Origin of the sequence: Streptomyces halobius, from assembly GCF_023277745.1 — a bacterium.
Lineage (GTDB): Bacteria > Actinomycetota > Actinomycetes > Streptomycetales > Streptomycetaceae > Streptomyces > Streptomyces halobius.
On record NZ_CP086322.1, the window covers coordinates 2,534,451 to 2,554,289 of the forward strand.

19 protein-coding genes and 1 pseudogene are annotated in these 19,839 nt (G+C 71.6%); 14 read left to right on the top strand and 6 right to left on the bottom strand.

The window, feature by feature from the left end; all coding sequences use genetic code 11:
* Positions 1-41: 41 nt before the first annotated feature.
* The 3 genes from K9S39_RS11885 to K9S39_RS11895 all read right to left on the bottom strand — a co-directional run bounded on the left by K9S39_RS11885 (position 42) and on the right by K9S39_RS11895 (position 2,146).
* Positions 42-1,028, bottom strand: coding sequence for an FAD binding domain-containing protein (locus tag K9S39_RS11885; RefSeq protein ID WP_248863320.1), 987 nt, complete (start codon positions 1,026-1,028; stop codon positions 42-44).
* Positions 1,025-1,615: a 2Fe-2S iron-sulfur cluster-binding protein gene (locus K9S39_RS11890; protein WP_248868696.1), complete on the bottom strand. Its 591-nt coding sequence runs from the start codon at positions 1,613-1,615 to the stop codon at positions 1,025-1,027. The genes K9S39_RS11885 and K9S39_RS11890 overlap by 4 nt, the downstream gene beginning before the upstream one ends.
* Positions 1,616-1,756: 141 nt before the next feature.
* Positions 1,757-2,146: a hypothetical protein gene (locus K9S39_RS11895; protein WP_248863321.1), complete on the bottom strand. Its 390-nt coding sequence runs from the start codon at positions 2,144-2,146 to the stop codon at positions 1,757-1,759.
* A gap of 432 nt (positions 2,147-2,578) precedes the next feature.
* Between K9S39_RS11895 and K9S39_RS11900 the strand changes: the two genes are divergently transcribed.
* Both K9S39_RS11900 and K9S39_RS11905 read left to right on the top strand, forming a co-directional pair.
* Positions 2,579-3,787: a serine hydrolase domain-containing protein gene (locus K9S39_RS11900; RefSeq protein WP_406708133.1), complete on the top strand. Its 1,209-nt coding sequence runs from the start codon at positions 2,579-2,581 to the stop codon at positions 3,785-3,787.
* A gap of 215 nt (positions 3,788-4,002) precedes the next feature.
* Positions 4,003-4,266, top strand: a complete 264-nt coding sequence (locus tag K9S39_RS11905) for a hypothetical protein (protein WP_319949635.1) — start codon at positions 4,003-4,005, stop codon at positions 4,264-4,266.
* Between the two features lie 45 nt (positions 4,267-4,311).
* Here the strand turns inward: K9S39_RS11905 and K9S39_RS11910 are convergent.
* A pseudogene (locus tag K9S39_RS11910) lies at positions 4,312-5,507 on the bottom strand (NAD-dependent epimerase/dehydratase family protein).
* A 308-nt stretch (positions 5,508-5,815) separates the two neighbouring features.
* Between K9S39_RS11910 and K9S39_RS11915 the strand changes: the two are divergent.
* Positions 5,816-6,838, top strand: a complete 1,023-nt coding sequence (locus tag K9S39_RS11915; protein ID WP_248868698.1) for a PP2C family protein-serine/threonine phosphatase — start codon at positions 5,816-5,818, stop codon at positions 6,836-6,838.
* A 14-nt stretch (positions 6,839-6,852) separates the two neighbouring features.
* Here the strand turns inward: K9S39_RS11915 and K9S39_RS11920 are convergent, their stop codons facing one another.
* A complete protein-coding gene (locus K9S39_RS11920; protein ID WP_248868699.1) occupies positions 6,853-8,088 on the bottom strand; it encodes a 4-hydroxybenzoate 3-monooxygenase in 1,236 nt (411 codons plus the stop codon).
* A 551-nt stretch (positions 8,089-8,639) separates the two neighbouring features.
* On the opposite strand from K9S39_RS11920, the gene K9S39_RS11925 reads away from it, so the two are divergent.
* Positions 8,640-10,277: an acyl-CoA dehydrogenase family protein gene (locus K9S39_RS11925; RefSeq protein ID WP_248863323.1), complete on the top strand. Its 1,638-nt coding sequence runs from the start codon at positions 8,640-8,642 to the stop codon at positions 10,275-10,277.
* Between the two features lie 198 nt (positions 10,278-10,475).
* Here K9S39_RS11925 and K9S39_RS11930 read toward each other — a convergent pair whose 3' ends face one another.
* Positions 10,476-10,955 (bottom strand): hypothetical protein, encoded by a 480-nt coding sequence (locus tag K9S39_RS11930; protein ID WP_248863324.1) that lies wholly within the window; start codon positions 10,953-10,955, stop codon positions 10,476-10,478.
* Between the two features lie 194 nt (positions 10,956-11,149).
* Between K9S39_RS11930 and K9S39_RS11935 the strand changes: the two genes are divergently transcribed.
* From K9S39_RS11935 to cysD, 10 genes are all read left to right on the top strand, one after another.
* The gene (locus K9S39_RS11935; protein ID WP_248863325.1) at positions 11,150-12,439 is read left to right on the top strand and encodes a helix-turn-helix domain-containing protein; all 1,290 of its coding nucleotides are present in this window, start codon (positions 11,150-11,152) and stop codon (positions 12,437-12,439) included.
* A gap of 96 nt (positions 12,440-12,535) precedes the next feature.
* Entirely contained in the window at positions 12,536-13,453 is a 918-nt protein-coding gene (locus tag K9S39_RS11940; RefSeq protein WP_248863326.1) for an LLM class flavin-dependent oxidoreductase, read from the top strand.
* Positions 13,454-13,642: 189 nt separating this feature from the next.
* Positions 13,643-14,314: a class F sortase gene (locus tag K9S39_RS11945; RefSeq protein WP_406707909.1), complete on the top strand. Its 672-nt coding sequence runs from the start codon at positions 13,643-13,645 to the stop codon at positions 14,312-14,314.
* A 394-nt stretch (positions 14,315-14,708) separates the two neighbouring features.
* Positions 14,709-15,305 carry a GNAT family N-acetyltransferase gene (locus tag K9S39_RS11950; protein WP_248863327.1) on the top strand — a complete coding sequence of 199 codons (597 nt, stop codon included), beginning with the start codon at positions 14,709-14,711 and terminating at the stop codon, positions 15,303-15,305.
* Between the two features lie 92 nt (positions 15,306-15,397).
* Entirely contained in the window at positions 15,398-15,481 is an 84-nt protein-coding gene (locus K9S39_RS42385; protein WP_312024626.1) for a putative leader peptide, read from the top strand.
* A 181-nt stretch (positions 15,482-15,662) separates the two neighbouring features.
* Positions 15,663-17,360, top strand: a complete 1,698-nt coding sequence (locus tag K9S39_RS11955) for a nitrite/sulfite reductase (protein WP_248863328.1) — start codon at positions 15,663-15,665, stop codon at positions 17,358-17,360.
* Complete coding sequence (locus K9S39_RS11960) at positions 17,357-17,557, top strand: hypothetical protein (RefSeq protein ID WP_248863329.1); 201 nt, start codon at positions 17,357-17,359, stop codon at positions 17,555-17,557. The genes K9S39_RS11955 and K9S39_RS11960 overlap by 4 nt, the downstream gene beginning before the upstream one ends.
* Positions 17,554-18,243, top strand: coding sequence for a phosphoadenylyl-sulfate reductase (locus tag K9S39_RS11965; protein ID WP_248863330.1), 690 nt, complete (start codon positions 17,554-17,556; stop codon positions 18,241-18,243). Before K9S39_RS11960 ends, K9S39_RS11965 begins: the two co-directional genes overlap by 4 nt.
* 122 nt (positions 18,244-18,365) lie before the next feature.
* Entirely contained in the window at positions 18,366-18,899 is a 534-nt protein-coding gene (gene cysC, locus K9S39_RS11970) for an adenylyl-sulfate kinase (RefSeq protein ID WP_248863331.1), read from the top strand.
* Positions 18,896-19,837 carry a sulfate adenylyltransferase subunit CysD gene (gene cysD / locus K9S39_RS11975; protein ID WP_248863332.1) on the top strand — a complete coding sequence of 314 codons (942 nt, stop codon included), beginning with the start codon at positions 18,896-18,898 and terminating at the stop codon, positions 19,835-19,837. Before cysC ends, cysD begins: the two co-directional genes overlap by 4 nt.
* The last annotated feature ends 2 nt before the right edge of the window (positions 19,838-19,839 follow it).

Here is a 19,839-nt window from a genome sequence, read left to right on the forward strand (position 1 = left end):
GTCCTCGGGTCGTGGGCTTGGTTCCTTGTGCGTCCGTCCCGTCAGGTGCACTCGTTTAGGCCGGCCAGCACGCCGACCGTGAGATTACGGGCCAGGGGGACCTTGAAACCGTTGTCGCGCAACGGCCGGGCGGCGGCGAGCTCGGCGTCGGCGGCGCGCCCGAAGGTGCCCTGGGTGGCGGAGGCGCCGAGGAGCACCTTTTCGGCCGTGCGGGCGCGCCACGGCCGGTGCGCGAGCCCGCCGAACGCCAGCGCCGCGTACTGGACGGTCCCGTCCCGCACTTCGAGCACCGCGGCGACGGAGACCAGTGCGAAGGCGAACGAGGCACGGTCCCGGGCCTTCCGGAAACGCGACCGCGCACCGGGACGCTCCGGCGGAAGCTCGACGGCGGTGATCAGCTCGCCGGCCCGGATCACGGTGTCCCGCTCGGGCCGGTCCCCCGGCAGCCGGTGGAAATCCGTCACGGGTACGGCCCGCTCACCGTCGGGGCCGCGCAGATGAACGGTCGCGTCGAGCGCGGCGAGCGCGACCGCCATATCGGACGGCTGGGTGGCCACACAGTGCTCGGAGTGGCCCATGACGGCGAGATCGCGATGGGCGCCGTCACGGGCCGGGCAACCCGTGCCGGGTGCCCGTTTGTTGCACGGCTTGGAGACGTCCTGGAAGTACGTACAGCGGGTCCGCTGCAGCAGATTTCCGCCGGTGGTGGCGGTGTTCCGCAGCTGTCCCGAGGCACCGGCCAGCACCGCCTGCGACAGGGCCGGATAGCGGTCGCGTACCACGGCGGCCGCGGCGAGATCGCTGTTGCGGACCAGCGCACCGATCCGCAGTCCGCCGTCCGGCAGCTTCTCGATACGGTCCAGCGGCAGCCGGCTCACATCGATGAGCAGCGGCGGGGTCTCCACTCCGAGCTTCATCAGATCGACGAGGTTGGTGCCGCCGCCGAGAAAGCGGGCACCGGGGTGATCGGCACCGGCCCGTACGGCCTCGTCGACGCTCCCGGCGCGCAGATATCCGAACGGTTTCACACCGCCCCACCTCCCGCGACGCGGCCGGACCGGGCATCCCGGTCGGCGCGGCCCTCCGGGCCGGCCCAGCCGTCGCCGACCGCTTCGACGATGTGGGGATAGGCGCCGCACCGGCACAGGTTGCCGCTCATCCGTTCCCTGATCTCGTCGGGCGTGAGCTCCACCGGCGCGCCGGAGGCCGCGGTGTACGGCGTGACATACGAGGGGAAGCCGTCCGCCGCCTCCGCGAGCACCCCGACAGCCGAACAGATCTGTCCCGGAGTGCAGTAGCCGCACTGCAGGGCGTCCCGCTCCAGGAACGCTTCCTGCAGCGGATGCAGCCGCTCCCCGTCGGCGAGCCCCTCCACGGTGGTGATCCGCCGCCCCTCCTGCGCCACGGCCGGCAGAAGACAGCTGTTGGCGCGCCGCCCGTCGACGAGGACCGTGCAGGCACCACACTGTCCGTGGTCGCAGCCCTTCTTGGCGCCGGTGAGCCCGAGGTGCTCGCGGAGCACGTCCAGGAGGGTGGTCCGGTGGTCCAGGGTCAGCGGGTACGGCGTTCCGTTGACGTGCAGGACCAGGTCGGAGCGCGCGTCCGCAGCCGTCAGCGGCCGCTCCGCGTCCGCCGGTTGATGGGTGGACTCCACTCGCTCGCGCCCTTTCCGGTCCGAAGGGTGGGGGTGGTGAATGAGCCGGGCTGTTTCCTGCCTACCAGGAGATCGCGGTGGCCGCGCGGCGGCCGCCAGGGGCTAACGCAGGCTCTCCAGCAGCAGCTGGACCTCTTGTTCCTGGTCACCGGCGGCGGTCCCGAGCACCCGCACCGCGAACGCGGTCGCCAGGCCCTCGCGCAGCCGGGCGACAGCCCAATAGCCGCCCTGCACATTGACGGTCACGGGCTCCGCCAACGGCCGCGGCTCGCCCTCCGCCCGGAGGTCGGTCACGTCGACGGTCGCGGTCCACACGGTTGCTCCCGGCCCCGGCGCTTCCGCCGGCACATCGTCCGCGGCCCGGTCGGAGACGAAGATCGCGCGCAAGGCGCTGAAGACGGTGTGCGCGTCCTCGGTTGCGCAGCTGTCGACCTCCACCACGACCTCGGCCGAGGGATGTTCCGCGTGTGTCACCTGTTCTGCGCTGTTCACTCTGGGGCCTTCCTCTGGGAGCCGAACGCTTCCACCCTCTGGGAGCCGAACGCTTCCAGGCTCGCCCGCCCGCCCGGTGTGTGCGACCTGAGACTCGAACGAGTGAGGTGAACGGAGGCAAGGCCGCAATGCACCCCACAGGCGTCACTCTGTGTAGCCATCGCTCCGCTCGGGACCCGGCCCCGGGCCGGCCGTCCGGACATGCGTCGCTGAGCCGTATGGGCCCTCACGGTTGCCATGGGCATCACCCCGGACGGATCATCCCGTACGGCGGTCCCCGCGGAGGTGATGCCACACCTGAGCCGACCGCACCAGGACGCCCGTACAAGGACGACGACGCTAGGGAGAGCCACCGTGAAACGACCCTCCGGGGAACGCACCTCCGGGGAACGACCCTCCATGGAGCCGGAATCCGTGGCGTCGAAAGCAACCATGCCGCCCGACTCCGTGGCGCCGGCCGCCGTCAGCGGGCACTGTGCACCGGGCTTCGAGGGTGTACGTGCCGCGTTCGAGCGGAACTTCCGGGAGCACGGCGATGTGGGTGCGGCGGTCACCGTGACGGTGGACGGCGAGGCGGTGGTCGACCTGTGGGGTGGTCACGCGGACGAGGCCAGGACCCGCGCATGGGAGCGCGACACGCTGGTGAACGTCTACTCGACATCGAAAGGGCTGACCGCGCTCTGCGCCCATCTGCTGGTGGACCGGGGCGAGTTGGACCTCGATGCGCCGGTCGCCCGTTACTGGCCGGAGTTCGCGCAGGCCGGCAAGCAGGACATACCCGTGCGCTGGCTGCTCAGCCACCGTGCCGGCCTGATCGCGCCCGGTGAGCCGCTGGCCGTCCCGCGTGCGTACGACTGGGACGACGTCTGCGCGGAACTGGCGGCCGCCCGCCCCTGGTGGGAGCCGGGAACGGCGCAGGGCTATCACGCGGTGACCTTCGGATATCTGGTCGGCGAGGTCCTCCGGCGGATCAGCGGACAGTCGCTCGGCGCGTTTCTGCGCGGTGAGATCGCCGAACCGCTCGGTGCACGGGTGTTCATCGGCACACCGCCCGAAGAGCACGCCGGGTGTGCGGACATGGTGGGGCAGCTGGACGAGGCACGGCTCGCCGAGCGGCTGCCCGGCATCCCGAAGCCGCCGTTCAGCGCGCTGGCCGATCATCCGCTGGCCGCCGTCGCGCTGGCGATGAGGTATATCCCCACCGGTGACGTCAACAGCGCGGCCTACCGCTGCGCGGAGATCCCGGCGGGGAATGCCCACGCCACGGCCCACGGACTGGCCACGGTGTACGGGGCCCTGGCCGGCGGCAGGCTCGTCCGGCCCGGGACCCTGCAGGCGATGCGCCGGCCGCAGAGCCTCCCGGACGAGCCGGATCTGGTCCTGGACGCGCTGTCGCCGGACGGCACACAAGTCTGTTGGGGGCTGGGCTACATGCTCAACCACCAGGGCACGGCCGGGCCCAATCCCCGGGCGTTCGGGCACGGCGGCGCGGGCGGCTCGTACGCCTTCGCCGACCCGGAGAACCGGTTGTCCTTCGCGTACACGATGAACAAATACGGCGGGGACACCTCGGGCACCGACCCGCGCAACAAGGGCTTGATCACGGCGGTTTACGAGGCCCTGGGGCGGATGCGGGGCTGATGCCGGGCGAGCGCCGGACAGATACCGAAAGCCTGGGGACGGTGAGTACAGGATCACTCACTTTTGGCAACGATCCCCTGGTGGCGGCCACCGGAGGGCGCCACCTCACAGTCCGCGTAGTGCCAATCGCCATGAGCTGGGGCAATAATGGATGAACGCGACAGGGATCCGGTCCCGGCGCGAGTGCGGTGGGCCCGGGAGAGGGCGTGGTGAGCATGGCCAGGGACGACTCGGTTCATGAGGCGTATGCGTTCGTCTGTCTGCACTGCGGGCACGGGTGGGAAGAGGAGTACGAGATCCGCCACACCCTCGATCTGGCCGGCCAACGGCGTGCCGAGTACTTCGTCCACGGCCTCCGGGTCGCCTCCCCCCTGAGCCGTGCCGACTGCCCGTTCTGCAGGCGGGGCCCGATCCGCATCCTGCGCCCCGGCCGGGTGAAGGCCGCCCGCTCGTTCCTCCATCTCCCTTCGCCCATGTAGTCGTGCGGCTCACCTGTCCCACCCGGCTGCGCTTGCGGCTGCCGTTCACCGCCCTGTGTAGAGCAAGTGGTTGATCAGGAGTGCCAAGGCTGCCTGGGCGGCCAGCCAGTGGCGGTGCCGGGCCGCGGGCAGCAGGGCGGTCGCGGGCAGCAGCCAGACGGCTAAGGGCAGCCGGATGCGCTCCGTCTCCGCCTTGCTCATCCCGGAGAGATCGGCCGTGAGGAGCGCGATCAGTGCGGCCAGGACGAGGATGACGAGCCGGTCGGACGGAGTGCCCGGCGGCACGGAGCCGTGCGGGTTCCGAAGCGGTACGGCGACGGACAGAGGCCGTGGGAGCGCGCCGGACGGGCGTGGCTGCCGCAGAGCGGTGGAGGACGCCGCGAGGGTGCGGCGGAGGCCGGCGGCCGTGGCGAGACCGGTGATCAAGACGGTGCAGGCGAGGTTGCCCCAGATCCAGCAGGCATACGGGCGGACGGCTGCGGCGCCTTGGTAGTAGCGCTCGACCAGCAGAAAGTAGCCCTCCCACCAGTTGAATCCGGCGAGGGTGAAGGCGGTCGCGACGACGGCCACCCCCGCCAGCACCAGGGGCAGCGGGCGGACCGCGCGGTGATCAGCAGCAGCGCGGCGGCGATGACTGCGATGAGGGTGAGGCCGTAGGAGAGGTAGCAGGTCAGGCCCAGCAGCGGCCCCGAGGCCAGGACGGCCGCCGCGGGGGCGCGGGTGGTGCGGGTGGCGGCGAGCGCGAGCAGGGCGAGCGCCCAGGCGGCGACGGCGGCGAAGTAGCCGTCCGCGGATGTGCCGACCCAGACGGCGGCCGGTACCAGTACGAGGAACGGGGCCGCCCGGCGCGCGGTCGCCTCGTCGGTGAGCGCGCGCAGCGCGATGAGGACCGCGGCCACGGCGGAGGTGCCCAGGGTGATGCACCAGATCCCGGCCCAGGCACCGCCGCCGGCGGGGTGCGCGGGGCCGAGGTGCGGGAACCAAGAGACGTACAGCGGGGGCCGGTTGACGTGCAGGCTGCCGTTGGAGCGCTCGATGACGGTGCCGACGGCGGCGGCCACGGCGACGAGGAGGACAGCGGCCGTGGCGGCGAGCAGAACGGCGCGGTGGCGCGAGTACCCGGGGGTTTCGGCCGAGGGCAGCAGCGCGTCAAGGACGACGGGCTCGTGCCCGCGCGCGATGAGCGCCTCGACGACCTGCGATCCAATGAATCCGGCACCGCCGGTGACCAGTACACGCATGCCGGTCACGCTAGGCGCGCGACGGCGATCCGGCCCGTGCGCCGACCGCCGCGTCACACCTCCGTAAGCAACTCTCAGCCCCGCCCTCGCCCGACGAACGACAGCTCAGGACGCACTCGCCCGCTCCCCGCTGCAATTCGATAACAGCGACGCAGGCGACGTAATTCCGCCCAGCAAAGGTTGCATATGCTCAGGTCGGGGCCAATTCCGGCCACCGTCCCGTGACACCGTCGGAGAACACCTTGGCCGTGGAGAACGAGGAGCCGCGCCTGAGCTCCCGTGTGCTGTCCGCGTTCCCGTATGCGGTCATGGCCGTCGTCGGCGTGGCGGACCTGACCGCGGGCCCCGGTGTCGGCCTGCTGCCCCTGATCTCCCTGGGGCCCGCGTTCGCCGGGCTGGTCGGTGGCTGGCGCCGTACGGCGCTCGTCGGGCTGATCGCCTCCGTGCTCTGCGTCGGACTCGGGGTCTACAACGACGTGTTCGAGGGCCGGCGCGGGCTGATCGCCCTGCTCACGGTGGCCGGGGTCACCGCGGCCGGCGTGGTGGCCGCCGTCATGCGACAGCGCCGCGAGGAGGAACTGGCCAGCGTACGTTCGATCGCCGAGGTCGCCCAGCGGGTCCTGCTGCGCCCGGTGCCACGCGGCGCGGGGCCGCTGCAGATCGCCGTCTCGTACACCTCGGCGGTGGCCGAGGCGCGGATCGGCGGCGATCTGTACGAGGTGGTGACCTCGCCCGCCGGGGTGCGGATCATCGTCGGGGACGTACAGGGCAAGGGCCTTGAGGCGGTGGAGAGCGCGGCGGTGGTGCTGGGCGCGTTCCGGGAGGCGGCACACGACGAGCCGGATCTGCCGGCCGTCGGTGAGCGGGTGGAGCGTGCGCTGAACCGGCATCTGTCCGGCGAACGCTTTGTGACGGCGGTGCTCGCCGAGATCGGGGACGGCCCGAACGCGACACTGCTGAACTTCGGGCATCCGGCGCCCCTGGTCGTCCGCCCCAACGGCGCGGTCGGCTACGCGGCCCCGGCCGACCGGGCGTTGCCGCTCGGACTCACCGCCCACGGCTCCGCGGTGCCGCTCCCCTACGAGGTGCCGTTCGCGCCCGGCGACCAGATGCTCTTCTACACCGACGGCGTCACCGAGGCCCGCGACGCGGCGGACCGCTTCTACCCCCTCGACGAACGCGCCGCCCTGCTCAAGGACCCCGACGCCGAGGCCGCACTGCGCGCGGTACGCGAAGACCTGGTGGAGCACGCCGAGGGCCCGCTGCACGACGACGCGGCAATGCTGCTGGTCCGCTTCCGTACGGCGCACCCGGCCCCGGACCGGCGCTGACGCCGTCGGCCCGCTCATCCCACGGGCAGCCCCGTGTAGTTCTCCGCGAGCTCGGCGGCCGCGTGCGGGGAGCTGGTGACGCGGTCGAGCCGGGCGAGCTGCAGCCGGGTCTCGAACGGGCTCTGGCCGGGGGCGATGTGCAGGGTCGTGGTCATGGCGGACGAGAACTGTACGGCGCACCAGACCCGGCGCAGACAGGTGGCGGAGTAGGCGTCGAGAAGCTCCGTCGCCCCGGTCTCGTACCGCTGGGCGAGGGCGCGGGCCAGGACGGTGACATCGGCGACGGCGAGGTTGAGGCCCTTGGCCCCGGTGGGCGGCACGATATGCGCGGCGTCGCCGGCCAGCAGGACGCGTCCGTACCGCATCGGCTCGGTGACCCGGCTGTGCAGCGGGAGCACGGACTTGGCGGCGATCGGCCCGCGCTCCAGCCTCCAGGGGGCGTCCTTGCCGGTGGCGTCCCTGGGGGCGTCTCCGGTGGCCTCCCTGGGGGCGTCGATGGTGGCGTCGATGGTGGCGTCGACGGCCGAGCGGGCCTCCAGTTCGTCCCAGATACGGTCGTCGGGCCAGTCCTCGGGGTCGGTGCCGTTGGGGACCTGGAGGTAGAGCCGGCTGACGGCCGGTGTCCGCATGCTGAAGAGCGCGAAGCCACGCTCCGAATGCGTGTAGATCAACTCGCCGCTGGAGGGCGGGACGTCGGCGAGCACACCGAGCCAGGAGTACGGATAGTCCCGCTCGTACGTACGGCGTGCGCGCTCCGGGATCGCCTCGCGGGTGATGCCGTGGGAGCCGTCGCAGCCGACCACGTAGTCGCAGGTGAGGGTCTGTTCGCGGCCCTGATGGGAGTAGTGGATCCGCGGCCGGTCGGTATCCGCGCCCGTTACGGCGAGCGCTCGGGCCTCGAACAACAGCGGTGCGCCGCCGTGGTCGAGTTGAAGCGCCATCAGGTCCTTCACCAGCTCCGTCTGGGGGTAGACCAGTACTCGGCGGCCGCCGGTCAGCTCCACGAAGTCGAGCCGGTGGGCACGCCGGCCGTAGCGCAGCTCGATGCCGTCGTGGACCAGGCCCTCCCGGTCCATCCGCTCCCCCGCCCCGCAGGCGCGCAGCACGTCTGCCGTGCCCTGTTCGAGGATGCCGGCGCGCTGCCGGTGCTCCACGTAGGAGCGGTCACGGTTCTCCAGGACGACGCAGTCGATGCCGGACTGGTGCAACAGCCGCGCGAGGAGGAGGCCGGCGGGGCCGCCGCCGATGATGCCTACCGCTGCGCTTTGCCTGGGCCGACTCTGTTCCCGCCGTTGTCGGCCCTCCCGCCGTGGGGGTTCGTCCGCGGCGGGGTTGCGCCGTTTTCGGTCGTCCCGCCATTGCTCCCCCACTGTCTGAAGGGCGTGGGAGGTAGCCCCACGCTGCGGGCTGTTGCCGCTGCGCGGGGCTGTTCGGCAGCGGTGCCGGACCTCCGGACTCCGTCCTGCGGTCCGGCCCCTCCCGATGGGGGTGGGAGAAAACCCGTGGGGGTACACGTCGACGGTCATGTGCACCAGTGGATGCGACCACCAGGAGCAACCGCATACACAACGCGCGGCCCCACCGCGCTTTTCCACCCACCCGCGGGAGGGGACAGCCCGTAGGACGGAGTCCGGTGGGCTGTCCCCTCCCCGACAAACCCACGCCCGCCGCAGGCGAACCCCCTACGGTGGGGAAGCCGAAAACGGCGAGCACCAAGCCGGCCCAGGCAAAGCGCAGCGGACAGCCGAAAACGGTGCAGGCACGCCGCGGGCGAGCAACCGTGTCGGCATAACGTGGCCCCATGGCCACGCATACCGTTACAAACCAACCCCCACCCCTCATCGGATACGACGTCTTCACCACCGACCCGGTCCTCACCGAGGGCATCACCCGATACGTAGCGGGCCCCCGCATCGATGAGGTGCGGGAGGAGCTGAGCAGGCTCGGGCAGGCGGCGGGCTCGGCGCAGGCCCAGCGCTGGGGGGAGCAGGCAAACAGCAATCCACCGGTCCTGCGGACGCACGACCGTTACGGCCACCGCATCGACGAGGTGGAATTCCACCCGGCCTGGCACCGGCTGCTCGGTCATGCCGTCACGGCCGGCCTCACCGACGCCTGGTCGCGGCCGGACGGCCACCTCCGCCGTACCGCCGGGTTTCTCGTATGGACGCAGGTCGAGGCCGGGCACGGCTGCCCGCTGTCGATGACCCATGCGGCGGTGCCCGCGCTGCGCGCCGAGCCGGAGCTCGCGGCCGAGTGGGAGCCGAAGCTGACCTCGCGGATCTACGAGCGGGAACTGCGGCCGGTCGCCGAGAAGGGCGGTGCGCTGGCGGGCATGGCCATGACGGAGAAGCAGGGCGGCAGCGACGTACGCGCCAACACGACGCGCGCGGAGCCGCTGGCCGCGCCCGGCGAGTACGTACTGACCGGGCACAAGTGGTTCTGTTCGGCGCCGATGTCGGATGTCTTCCTGGTGCTGGCGCGGGCGCCGGGAGGGCTCACCTGCTTCCTGCTGCCGCGGGTGCTGCCGGACGGAACCCGTAACCCGTTCCGTATCCAGCGGCTCAAGGACAAGCTCGGGAACCGCTCGAACGCCTCGGCGGAGATCGAGTTCGACGGGCAGAGCTGGGCGCGCCGGGTCGGCGAGGAGGGGCGCGGGGTGGCGACGATCATCGAGATGGTCGCGGCGACCCGGCTGGACTGTGTCAGCGCCTCGGCCGCGGTGATGCGGCAGGCGGTGGCGCAGGCCGTGCACCACTGCGCGTACCGGGAGGCGTTCGGCGGTCCGCTGATCGACAAGCCGCTGATGCGCAATGTGCTGGCCGATCTGGCGCTGGAGTCGGAGGCGGCGACGACGCTCGCGCTGCGGCTGGCGGCCGCGTACGACGGGGGCACGGAGCAGGACCGGAACTTTCTGCGGCTGGCGGTGCCGGCCGCCAAGTACTGGGTGACCAAGCGCTGTACCCCGGTGGCGACGGAGGCGCTGGAGTGCCTGGGCGGCAACGGCTATGTCGAGGAATCGGGGATGCCGCGGCTGCTGCGGGAGGCGCCGCTGAACTCGATCTGGGAGGGCTCGGGCAACGTCCAGGCGCTGGATGTCCTGCGGGCGCTGCAACGCGAACCGGCCGCGCTGAACGCGGTCTTGACCGAGATCGGGGCGGCCCGCGGCGCGGATCACCGGCTGGACCGGGCGATCAAGGGGCTGCTCACCGAACTCGCCGACCTGGAGGGGATCGAGGGGCGTGCCCGGCGGCTGGTGGAGCGTCTGGCGCTGGTGCTGCAGGGCTCGCTGCTGGTGCGTTTCGCGCCGCCCGAGGTCGCGGACGCGTTCTGCGCGTCCCGGCTGGGCGGCGACGCGGGGGCGGCGTTCGGGACACTGCCGCACACGCTGGACCTGGCGGCGATCGTCGCGCGGGCGCGCCCGGTGCGGGACCTGTAGCAGCGCCCGGGGAGGGGCACGCAGCAGGACGGCCTACGGGCGTCGGCGCGGCGGCGGCTCCCCGTCCCCTCAAGGTGAGTCCGCCTCAAGGTGACTCCCCCTAGGGGGAGTCACCCCTCAACGGGACGGGGACAGGGGGTTACCGCCGCCGCGCCGGTCAGGGAGCGGTGCCGCGCCGACTCGGCGCCGCTCCCGGTCTCAGGGCCATCTCGGCGGATCGGTCGTGGTGCGCCCGCGAAGCGCCGCGTCGATGGCGACGATGATGTCGCCGTCGGGCGCGTCCGGCGGATAACCGACCAGCACGCCCCGGGCCTCGTAGTAGCGGATGACCCGGCAGGCCGTATCGGTGTGCGTCCGTACGGCCCCCTGGAGATGGACGACGAGATCGGCGAAGGCCAGCGCGGGCAGCAGGCCGCCGACACCGGCCACCCGGTCGAGCAACTGGGGCGACCCGTCGATGACATAGCCGTCGTCAGGCAGGGGCGGACAGTTGACCAGGACGTCGACGGCGGGGATCCGGGGGACCCCGTAATGGCCCGCCAGCCGGGCGGCGCGTGCGATCCGCACCCCCTCGCCCGCACCGATCACCACGATGCGCGGAGCGATGGCCACGATGGTGAGCCCCTCCCCCACGTGGTGCTGACGGTGCGTGCGGCCGACGGCGTCCTGGCGGACCACCGATGGCCTCCGACGGGTGACCGGGCAACCTCGGTGCGGGACGCCATCGGCCGCGCACCACAGATTCCCCTGCACACGTCATAGGCCACAACGGTTGCACGACGTTGCGGTGGATCTGTGGAATGGCCCTTCCGGAACGGCCTGTTGACGGCACCATGGGCACGTCCAGACGATCAGTGCCCAACGGGAGCAGCGTGAGCGAGACACCGATCAACCGGGCCGTCTGGTCGGCCCGGGACATCCGCGAGACCACGCGCCGGCTCGCTTCGGTCCGTGAGGCCGCGCTCTCCGGCGAACCGCCCCCGGACGGGCCGTCCGACGCGCCCCGCCAGGTGATCAGCGAATCCTGGCTCCGGGCGCTGGGCTCCGGCGTCGACCCGGAACGGGACAGCCAGCAACGCCTCCTGTCCGTCGCGGAGTTGGAGCACCGTCGGCACAACTCCCAGCTGACGACGGTGCTGCCGGTGCTGTACGACGGTCTGCTGTCGGCGTCCGACGCGGCGCAGCAGATCATGGTGGTCACGGACGCGGACGGCCGGGTGCTGTGGCGGGAGGGCTGCGCGCCGGTCCGGCGGATGGCCGACCGGCTCGGTTTCGACAAGGGCGCCGACTGGACGGAGGGCGTCGTCGGCACCAATGCCATCGGCACCGCGCTGGTGGCCCGGCGCCCGGTGCTGGTGCATTCCGCGGAGCATTTCGTCCGCGCCCACCATCAGTGGACATGTGCCGCCGCGCCGCTTCACGACCCGGGCGACGGACGCCTGTTGGGCACTGTCGACATCAGCGGCCCCGCGCACACCTTCCATCCCACGACGCTCCCGCTGGTCTCCGCGGTCGCCCGGCTCGCGGAGGGCGAGCTGCGCACCCGGCACCAGCAGTCCCTGGAACGGCTGCGGTCGAGCGCGGCGCCGCTCCTCGCGCGGATCGGCGGGCGGGCGCTGGCCGTCGATCCGCACGGCTGGGTCGCGGGGGTCACCGGGATGACCCCGACGGACCGGGTCGCGCTGCCCAAGGCGCCCGAGGCCGGTCCGCTGTGGCTGCCGCGGTACGGCATGTGCACGCTGGAACCGCTGCCCGGCGGCTGGCTGATCCGCGTCGGCCGTCAGGAACCGGCCGCCGGGCCGAGCCGGGTGCTGCTGGACGTCAGCGGCCGGGACGGCGCGAGCATCACCGTCACCGGTCCGGTCGGCGGCTGGTCGCATGAGCTGACCCCACGCCATGCCGAGCTGTTGTTCGTCCTCGCCACGCGTCCGGAGGGACGCAGCGCCGCCGAACTGGCGCAGGACCTGTTCGGCGACGGCGGCCGCACGGTCACCGTCCGCGCCGAACTGTCCCGGCTACGCCGCCATCTCGCGGGGCTCCTGGCCCATCGTCCGTACCGCTTCGCGGACGGCGTGCAGGTGGAACTCCGTCTGCCGGCGACGCCCGTGCAGCTGCTGCCGCAGTCAACGGCACCGGCGATAGCGGCGGCGAGGAGGGGGTAGGGGCGGAAGCAGCATGGATGCAAAAGGCGGCGCCGGGACCTGGAACCACGCCAGGGCCATGAGGGATGGCCATCGCCCCCGGTTCTCGCCGCGAAAATGCGGCCCCTCGGCCCTCCCTTTGGCGACCCCGCGCAGCTGCTGACCTGGGCCCGGCGCGCCGACACCACCCCGTTCACCGCCGTGGCCCTGCCCGGTCGGCCGGTGTTCGGCGCTCCTGAGCCGTTGATCACCCTGGCCACGCTGGCCGGCGCCACATCCCGGATCCGGCTCCAGGCCGAGGTTCCGCTCACCCCACCGCACGGTACGGAGCTGCTAGCCCAGCAGGCCGCCACCCTCGATCTGCTGACCGGCGGGCGCTTCACGCTCGGCTTCGGGCCGGGCGGCCGACCCGACGAGTGCGACGAGTGCGACGACCGTGACGAGTGCGACGAGGGCGAGGACCACGACGGGGGTCCGGGCGCCGGTGCCTGCCTCCGTACCCGCAGCCGTCGGCTCGATGCGCGGATGGCGACATTGCGGCGTATCCGGACGAGTGCGAAGCCCACCGGGGACGTCGGCCCCGCCCCCGCGCGCCCGGGGGTGCTCTTCGGCGGCGCCACGCCCACCGTCGCGGAACGCGTCGCCCGCTGGGGTGACGGCTTTGTCGGCGCCGCGCTCCCGTCCCAACAGATGGACCTGCTGTTCCGTTATGTGGAGACGGCCTGGGGCCGAGCCGGGCGTACCGGCCACCCGCGGCTGCTGGCCCAGGTCGATGTGGCGCTCGGACCACGGTCGACCGTCGATCGTGCCCGCCAGGCACTGCGTACGTACTACCAGTCGCTCGGCCCCGCCGACCACATGGTGGACGGGATACTCACCAGCCGGGACGAGATCCGCGACGCGGTGGCCGGGTACACGGCGATCGGCGCGGACGAAGTGCTCCTCCACTGCTGGTCATCCGATCCCGAGCAGATCGACCGGCTCGCCGACGCACTGTTTCCACCGGACGGCGATTGGCCGGGCATCGGCGAGTAGCGGCATCGACCTCACAGATATCGCCTCGCGCACGTCGCCTCACAGATCTCACAGATAGCACCTCACGGATACCGCGTGCCCCACCCGTTCAGCCGTCTGCTGTCGCCGCTGTCCCGGCACGCCTCTAGCGTGCCGACAGCGGACGACGCACGCGGGGAACGCGACCGCGGGAGGAGCGGGAGGCACGCGATGAGCCCGATGGGCGCACCGGAGGAGCGGCACCCGGAAACGCCCGGCCCGCACCGCCCCAAGTGGGGTGTGATCGCCCTGGTCGGTCTCACGGGTCTCGCCTTGGTGCGCAACGGGCTGTCTGACGAGGCCGACGGACCGCCGCAGCCGCACGGTGCCGTCCGGCGCGTCTCCCCCACCGACAGCCGCCCCGACGTGAGCGCGCCGGCCCCGCTGCCCCGTTCCGCCGCCGCCCGGGTGACCATCCCGTCGATCAAGGTGTCCGCCCCGGTCATCCCGGTGGGCCTGGACAAGGACGGCTGGATCGCCGCCCCACCACCCAAGAATCCCCGTCTCGCAGGCTGGTACAAAGACGCGCCTGCCCCGGGGGAGAACGGCACCGCCGTCGTCGTCGGCCATGTCGACAACTTCAGCGGCCCCGCGGTCTTCTACGGGCTGGGCGGCCTGAAGAAGGGAAACACGATCCGGGTGACCCGTGAGGATGGCAGGACCGTGGTCTTCGAGGTCTACGGCATCCAGGTCTTCGCCAAGAAGGACTTCCCGTCCAGGCAGGTCTACGGTGCCACCGGCCGCCCGGAGCTGCGCGTCCTGACCTGCGGCGGCGGCTATTCCGCGAACAGCGGCTACGCGGGCAATGTGGTGGTCTTCGCCCGTATGACCGGAGTTGGGTAGCCGGGGCCCAAGGGTCGCCGTACGGGTCTCGCGCACAGGCGCCGTACGGGTCTCGCGCACAGGCGCCGTACGGGTCTCGCGCACAGGCGCCGTACGGGTCTCGTGCACGGGCGCCGTACGGATGTCGAACGAATGCCGTACCGGATGCCGTACGGGTCTCGTGCCCGGCCTCGGCTCGTGCCCGGCCTCGGCTCGGGCCTGGCCCCGGCGCATGCCCGCTCTCGTCTCACGGCCGGTCTCGCTCCATGGACCTCTCGTCTCATGCCGGGCCACCGCCCCGCAGCCGCCCCGTCCCCTTCTCCGTCCCCTCCCTCCGTCCTCCCCCACCTCTCCGCCCCGTCTCACAGAACGGCCCAGCCCCCGCCCCCGGATTCCCGTGTGATGTGCTGACCGCATGAGCACGAGCCACACGGTCACCACCTACTACCTCGAACAGACCTCGCCCGCCGACCTTGCCCCCGCCGAGGGCCCGCCAGCCGAGCAGGGTGTCCGGATCGTCCGCTCCGAGATCCCGTCGCCCGAATTCAGCCGCTTCCTCTATACGGCGGTGGGCGGGGACATCCGGTGGACCGACCGGCTGTCGTGGTCGTACGCGCAGTGGGCGGAGTACCTGGGGCGGCCGGGCGTGGAGACCTGGGTGGCGTACGAGCGTGGCACACCGGCCGGGTTCGTCGAGCTCGACGCCCAGCCGGAGGGCGCGGTGGAGATCGCCTACTTCGGGCTGCTCCCGGCGTTCCAGGGACGCCGGATCGGCGGGGAGCTGCTCGCGTACGGGACCGCGCGGGCCTGGGATCTGGCGGAGCGCTGGCCGCAGCGGCCGAAGACCCAGCGGGTGTGGCTGCACACCTGCAGCGACGACGGGCCGCACGCGATGGCCAATTACCGGCGGCGCGGCTTCCGGCTGTACGACACCACGGTGACCGAGGAGCCCGAGGTGCCGGCCCCGGGCCCGTGGCCCGGCGCGGGACCGCGCACGCCCGCCGGAACGTGATCGACGACACATCGTCTCGCACTGCGGGACAACGCTGTCCAAATATTGGATAACGGTGGACTGCCCAGAGAGCGGCGTGCCACGCTTCCGTCATGTCTACAGCTGGAATTGCCTTGGTGAGTCGGCGGCACGTCGACCTCGGCCGCATGTCCAGCGCCATCTGTCCGGCGGGCTGACAGTCACAGCACCACTGCCTCGCACGCCGTCCGCACCGTCGCGGACGCGCTGACGCCCCCGGCCTCGCACCGCACTCACGACGCGTCCCCACGCGCCGGCCCTTAGGTGTGTCCACGCAGGTCACAGCGGGCGTCACCCGCCCAGCCCGCCCCCTTGAGCCGCCCAGAAGGACGTACACCCATGGCCGCCACGCCAGAGAAGCCCGCAGCCGCCACGAGCCGCCGCAAGGCCGGACGCCACCGTGGCGAGGGCCAGTGGGCCGCAGGTCACTTCACGCCGCTGAACGGCAATGAGCAGTTCAAGAAGGACGATGACGGTCTCAATGTGCGGACACGCATTGAGACGATCTACTCCAAGGCCGGTTTCGACTCGATCGACCCCAACGACCTGCGCGGGCGGATGCGTTGGTGGGGCCTCTACACCCAGCGCAGGCCCGGGATCGACGGCGGCAAGACCGCGATCCTGGAGCCGGAGGAGCTGGACGACGAGTACTTCATGCTGCGGGTCCGTATCGACGGCGGGCGGCTGACGACCGAACAGCTGCGGGTGATCGGTGAGATCTCGCAGGAGTTCGCGCGTGGCACCGCGGACATCACCGACCGGCAGAACGTCCAGTACCACTGGATCCGGATCGAGGACGTACCGGAGATCTGGCGGCGTCTTGAGGCCGTCGGCCTGTCCACCACCGAGGCGTGCGGTGACACGCCCCGTGTCATCCTCGGCTCGCCGGTCGCCGGTATCGCCGAGGACGAGATCATCGACGGCACCCCGGTCATCGAGGAGATCCACCGCCGGATCGTCGGCAATCCCGCGTTCTCCAACCTGCCGCGCAAGTTCAAGTCCGCGGTCTCCGGCTCACCGCTGCTGGACGTGGCGCACGAGATCAACGACATCTCGTTCGTGGGGGTCGAGCACCCCGAGCACGGTCCGGGCTTCGATGTGTGGGTCGGCGGCGGCCTGTCCACCAACCCCAAGCTCGGTGTGCGGCTGGGCACCTGGGTCTCCCGCGACGAGGCCGCCGATGTCTACGAAGGCGTCATCTCGATCTTCCGCGACTACGGCTACCGCCGGCTGCGCACCCGCGCCCGGCTGAAGTTCCTGGTCGCCGACTGGGGCCCGGAGAAGTTCCGTCAGGTACTGGAGGACGAGTACCTGAAGCGGAAGCTGACCGACGGGCCCGCGCCGGCGCAGCCCGCGCAGCGGTGGCGCGATCACGTGGGCGTGCACAAGCAGAAGGACGGCCGCTTCTACGTCGGCTTCGCGCCGCGCGTCGGCCGGGTGGACGGTGCCACCCTCACCAAGATCGCCGAGCTGGCCGAGGCACATGGCTCGGGCCGGCTGCGTACCACCGCCGAGCAGAAGATGATCGTGCTGGACATCGACGAGACGCAGGTCGACTCGCTGGTCGCCGGCCTTGAGGCGCTGGACCTGCGGGTCAAGCCGTCCCCGTTCCGGCGCGGCACGATGGCCTGCACCGGCATCGAGTTCTGCAAGCTGGCGATCGTCGAGACCAAGGGCCGTGGCGCCGCGCTGATCGACGAACTGGAGCGCCGTCTCCCCGGCTTCGAGGAGCCGGTCACCGTCAACATCAACGGCTGCCCCAACGCCTGCGCCCGTATCCAGGTGGCGGACATCGGTCTCAAGGGGCAGCTGATGCTGGACGACAACGGCAACCAGGTCGAGGGCTACCAGGTGCACCTGGGCGGCGCGCTGGGTCTGGAGCCCGGCTTCGGCCGCAAGGTCCGCGGGCTGAAGGTCACCGCCGACGAACTCCCCGACTACGTCGAGCGGGTGCTGCGCAACTTCGAGGAGCAGCGCGGCGACGGTGAGCGGTTCGCCCAGTGGGCGGCCCGTGCGGAAGAAGGTGCGCTGAAGTGAGCGAGCGTGCGGCCCCCTTCTACTGCCCGTACTGCGGTGACGAGGATCTGCGGCCCTCCGAGGAGGGCTCGGTCCGCGGTGAAGGCGCGGCCTGGGAATGCCGGGCGTGCAGCCGGGCGTTCCGGCTGAAGTTCCTCGGCCTGCTTTCCCGGGGCCTGTCCACTGCCGCCTCACCATCTTCTGGAGACGCGTCGTGACCACTGCCACCGATCTGCCGCAGCTCGCCGAGCGGGCCGGCCGCGACCTGAAGGACGCGGCCCCGCTCGACATCCTCAAGTGGGCCGCCGAAACCTTCGGTTCCCGTTTCTGTGTGACGTCGTCCATGGAGGACGCGGTCGTCGCCCACCTCGCCTCGCGCGCCGTCCCGGGCGTGGACGTGGTGTTCCTCGACACCGGCTACCACTTCCCGGAGACCCTCGGGACCCGGGACGCGGTGGCCGCGGTGATGGACGTCAATCTCATCACCCTGACGCCCCGTCAGTCCGTCGCGGAGCAGGACGCCGAGTACGGTCCCAGGCTGCACGACCGCGACCCGGACCGGTGCTGCGCGCTGCGCAAGGTCAAGCCCCTCGAAGCGGGCCTGACCGGCTATGACGCCTGGGCGACCGGGCTGCGCCGGGACGAGTCCCCGACCCGTGCGAACACCCCGGTCGTCGGCTGGGACGCCAAGCGCGAGAAGGTCAAGATCTCGCCGATCGCCCGCTGGACGCGGGCCGACGTGGACGCGTACATCGCCGAACACGGTGTGCTGACCAACCCGCTGCTGATGGACGGCTACGCCTCGGTCGGCTGCGCGCCCTGCACCCGCCGGGTGACGGCGGGCGAGGACGCACGGGCCGGGCGCTGGGCCGGTACCAACAAGACCGAGTGCGGGCTGCACTGATGGCACAGGGTTCGGATGTGTCCCCCGGGAGGACACGGCTGCGGACACAGCTCCAGCAAACGCAGCTCCAGCAGACACCGCTTCAGACACGCCTTCAGAAGACACAGCTTCAGGAGATACAGATGACGGGCGCCACGATCTGGCTGACCGGTCTGCCGAGCGCGGGCAAGACGACCATCGCGCGCGAACTGGCCGGCCGGCTGCGCGGCGAAGGCCACCGGGTCGAGGTGCTCGACGGCGACGAGATCCGCGAGTTCCTCTCCGCGGGCCTCGGCTTCAGCCGCGAGGACCGGCACACCAACGTCCAGCGCATCGGCTTCGTCGCCGAGCTGCTGGCGAGCAACGGCGTCAAGGCGCTGGTGCCGGTGATCGCACCGTACGCGGACAGCCGGGAGGCGGTGCGCAAGCGCCACCAGGCCGAGGGCACCGCGTATCTGGAGGTGCATGTGGCCACTCCGGTCGAGGTGTGCTCGGAACGCGATGTGAAGGGCCTGTACGCCAAGCAGGCGGCGGGCGAGATCTCCGGACTGACCGGCGTGGACGACCCGTACGAGGCGCCCGAGTCGCCCGATCTGCGCATCGAGTCGCACACCCAGACCGTGCAGGAGTCCGCGACGGCGCTGCACACGCTGCTCACCGAGAGGGGACTGGCATGACGACCGCGCCCGTTGAGACCGGGCCGGGCCGGGAGGACTCCCCGTACGCCCTCTCCCACCTGGACGCCCTGGAGTCCGAGGCAGTACACATCTTCCGCGAGGTCGCGGGCGAGTTCGAGCGGCCGGTGATCCTCTTCTCCGGCGGCAAGGACTCCATCGTCATGCTGCACCTCGCGCTGAAGGCGTTCGCACCGGCGCCCGTCCCCTTCTCACTGCTGCATGTCGACACCGGGCACAACTTCCCCGAGGTCCTCGACTACCGGGACCGCACGGTGGAGCGCCACGGCCTGCGGCTGCATGTCGCCTCCGTGCAGGACTTCATCGACCGCGGTGAGCTGCGCGAACGTCCCGACGGCACGCGTAACCCGCTGCAGACCGTCCCACTGCTGGACGCCATCGAGAAGAACCGTTTCGACGCGGTCTTCGGCGGCGGCCGCCGGGACGAGGAGAAGGCCCGCGCCAAGGAGCGGGTGTTCTCGCTGCGTGACGAGTTCGGCGGCTGGGACCCGCGCCGGCAGCGCCCCGAGCTGTGGCAGCTCTACAACGGCAAGCACTCCCCCGGCGAACATGTCCGGGTCTTCCCGCTGTCCAACTGGACCGAGCTGGACGTCTGGCAGTACATCGCCCGCGAGAAGATCGAACTGCCCGCCATCTACTACGCCCACGAGCGCGAGGTCTTCGCGCGGGGCGGCATGTGGCTCGCACCCGGCCAGTGGGGCGGCCCCAAGGACGACGAGCGCGCGGAGACCCGGAAGGTGCGCTACCGCACCGTCGGCGATATGTCCTGCACCGGGGCCGTCGACTCCGACGCCGACACCATCGAGGCCGTCATCGCGGAGATCGCCGCGTCCCGGCTCACCGAACGGGGCGCGACGAGGGCCGACGACAAGCTGTCGGAGGCCGCCATGGAGGACCGCAAGCGCGAGGGGTACTTCTAACC

Excerpts from the sequence above, each read along its gene's own strand:
- K9S39_RS11955 (WP_248863328.1), top strand. The coding sequence starts at position 15,663 with ATGGCCGCCACGCCAGAGAAGCCCGCAGCCGCCACGAGCCGCCGCAAG.
- cysD (WP_248863332.1), top strand. The coding sequence starts at position 18,896 with ATGACGACCGCGCCCGTTGAGACCGGGCCGGGCCGGGAGGACTCCCCG.
- K9S39_RS42385 (WP_312024626.1), top strand. The coding sequence starts at position 15,398 with ATGTCTACAGCTGGAATTGCCTTGGTGAGTCGGCGGCACGTCGACCTC.
- cysC (WP_248863331.1), top strand. The coding sequence starts at position 18,366 with ATGACGGGCGCCACGATCTGGCTGACCGGTCTGCCGAGCGCGGGCAAG.
- K9S39_RS11905 (WP_319949635.1), top strand. The coding sequence starts at position 4,003 with ATGGCCAGGGACGACTCGGTTCATGAGGCGTATGCGTTCGTCTGTCTG.
- K9S39_RS11915 (WP_248868698.1), top strand. The coding sequence starts at position 5,816 with ATGGCCGTCGTCGGCGTGGCGGACCTGACCGCGGGCCCCGGTGTCGGC.
- K9S39_RS11925 (WP_248863323.1), top strand. The coding sequence starts at position 8,640 with ATGGCCACGCATACCGTTACAAACCAACCCCCACCCCTCATCGGATAC.
- K9S39_RS11900 (WP_406708133.1), top strand. The coding sequence starts at position 2,579 with ATGCCGCCCGACTCCGTGGCGCCGGCCGCCGTCAGCGGGCACTGTGCA.
- K9S39_RS11950 (WP_248863327.1), top strand. The coding sequence starts at position 14,709 with ATGAGCACGAGCCACACGGTCACCACCTACTACCTCGAACAGACCTCG.
- K9S39_RS11940 (WP_248863326.1), top strand. The coding sequence starts at position 12,536 with ATGCGGCCCCTCGGCCCTCCCTTTGGCGACCCCGCGCAGCTGCTGACC.
- K9S39_RS11945 (WP_406707909.1), top strand. The coding sequence starts at position 13,643 with ATGAGCCCGATGGGCGCACCGGAGGAGCGGCACCCGGAAACGCCCGGC.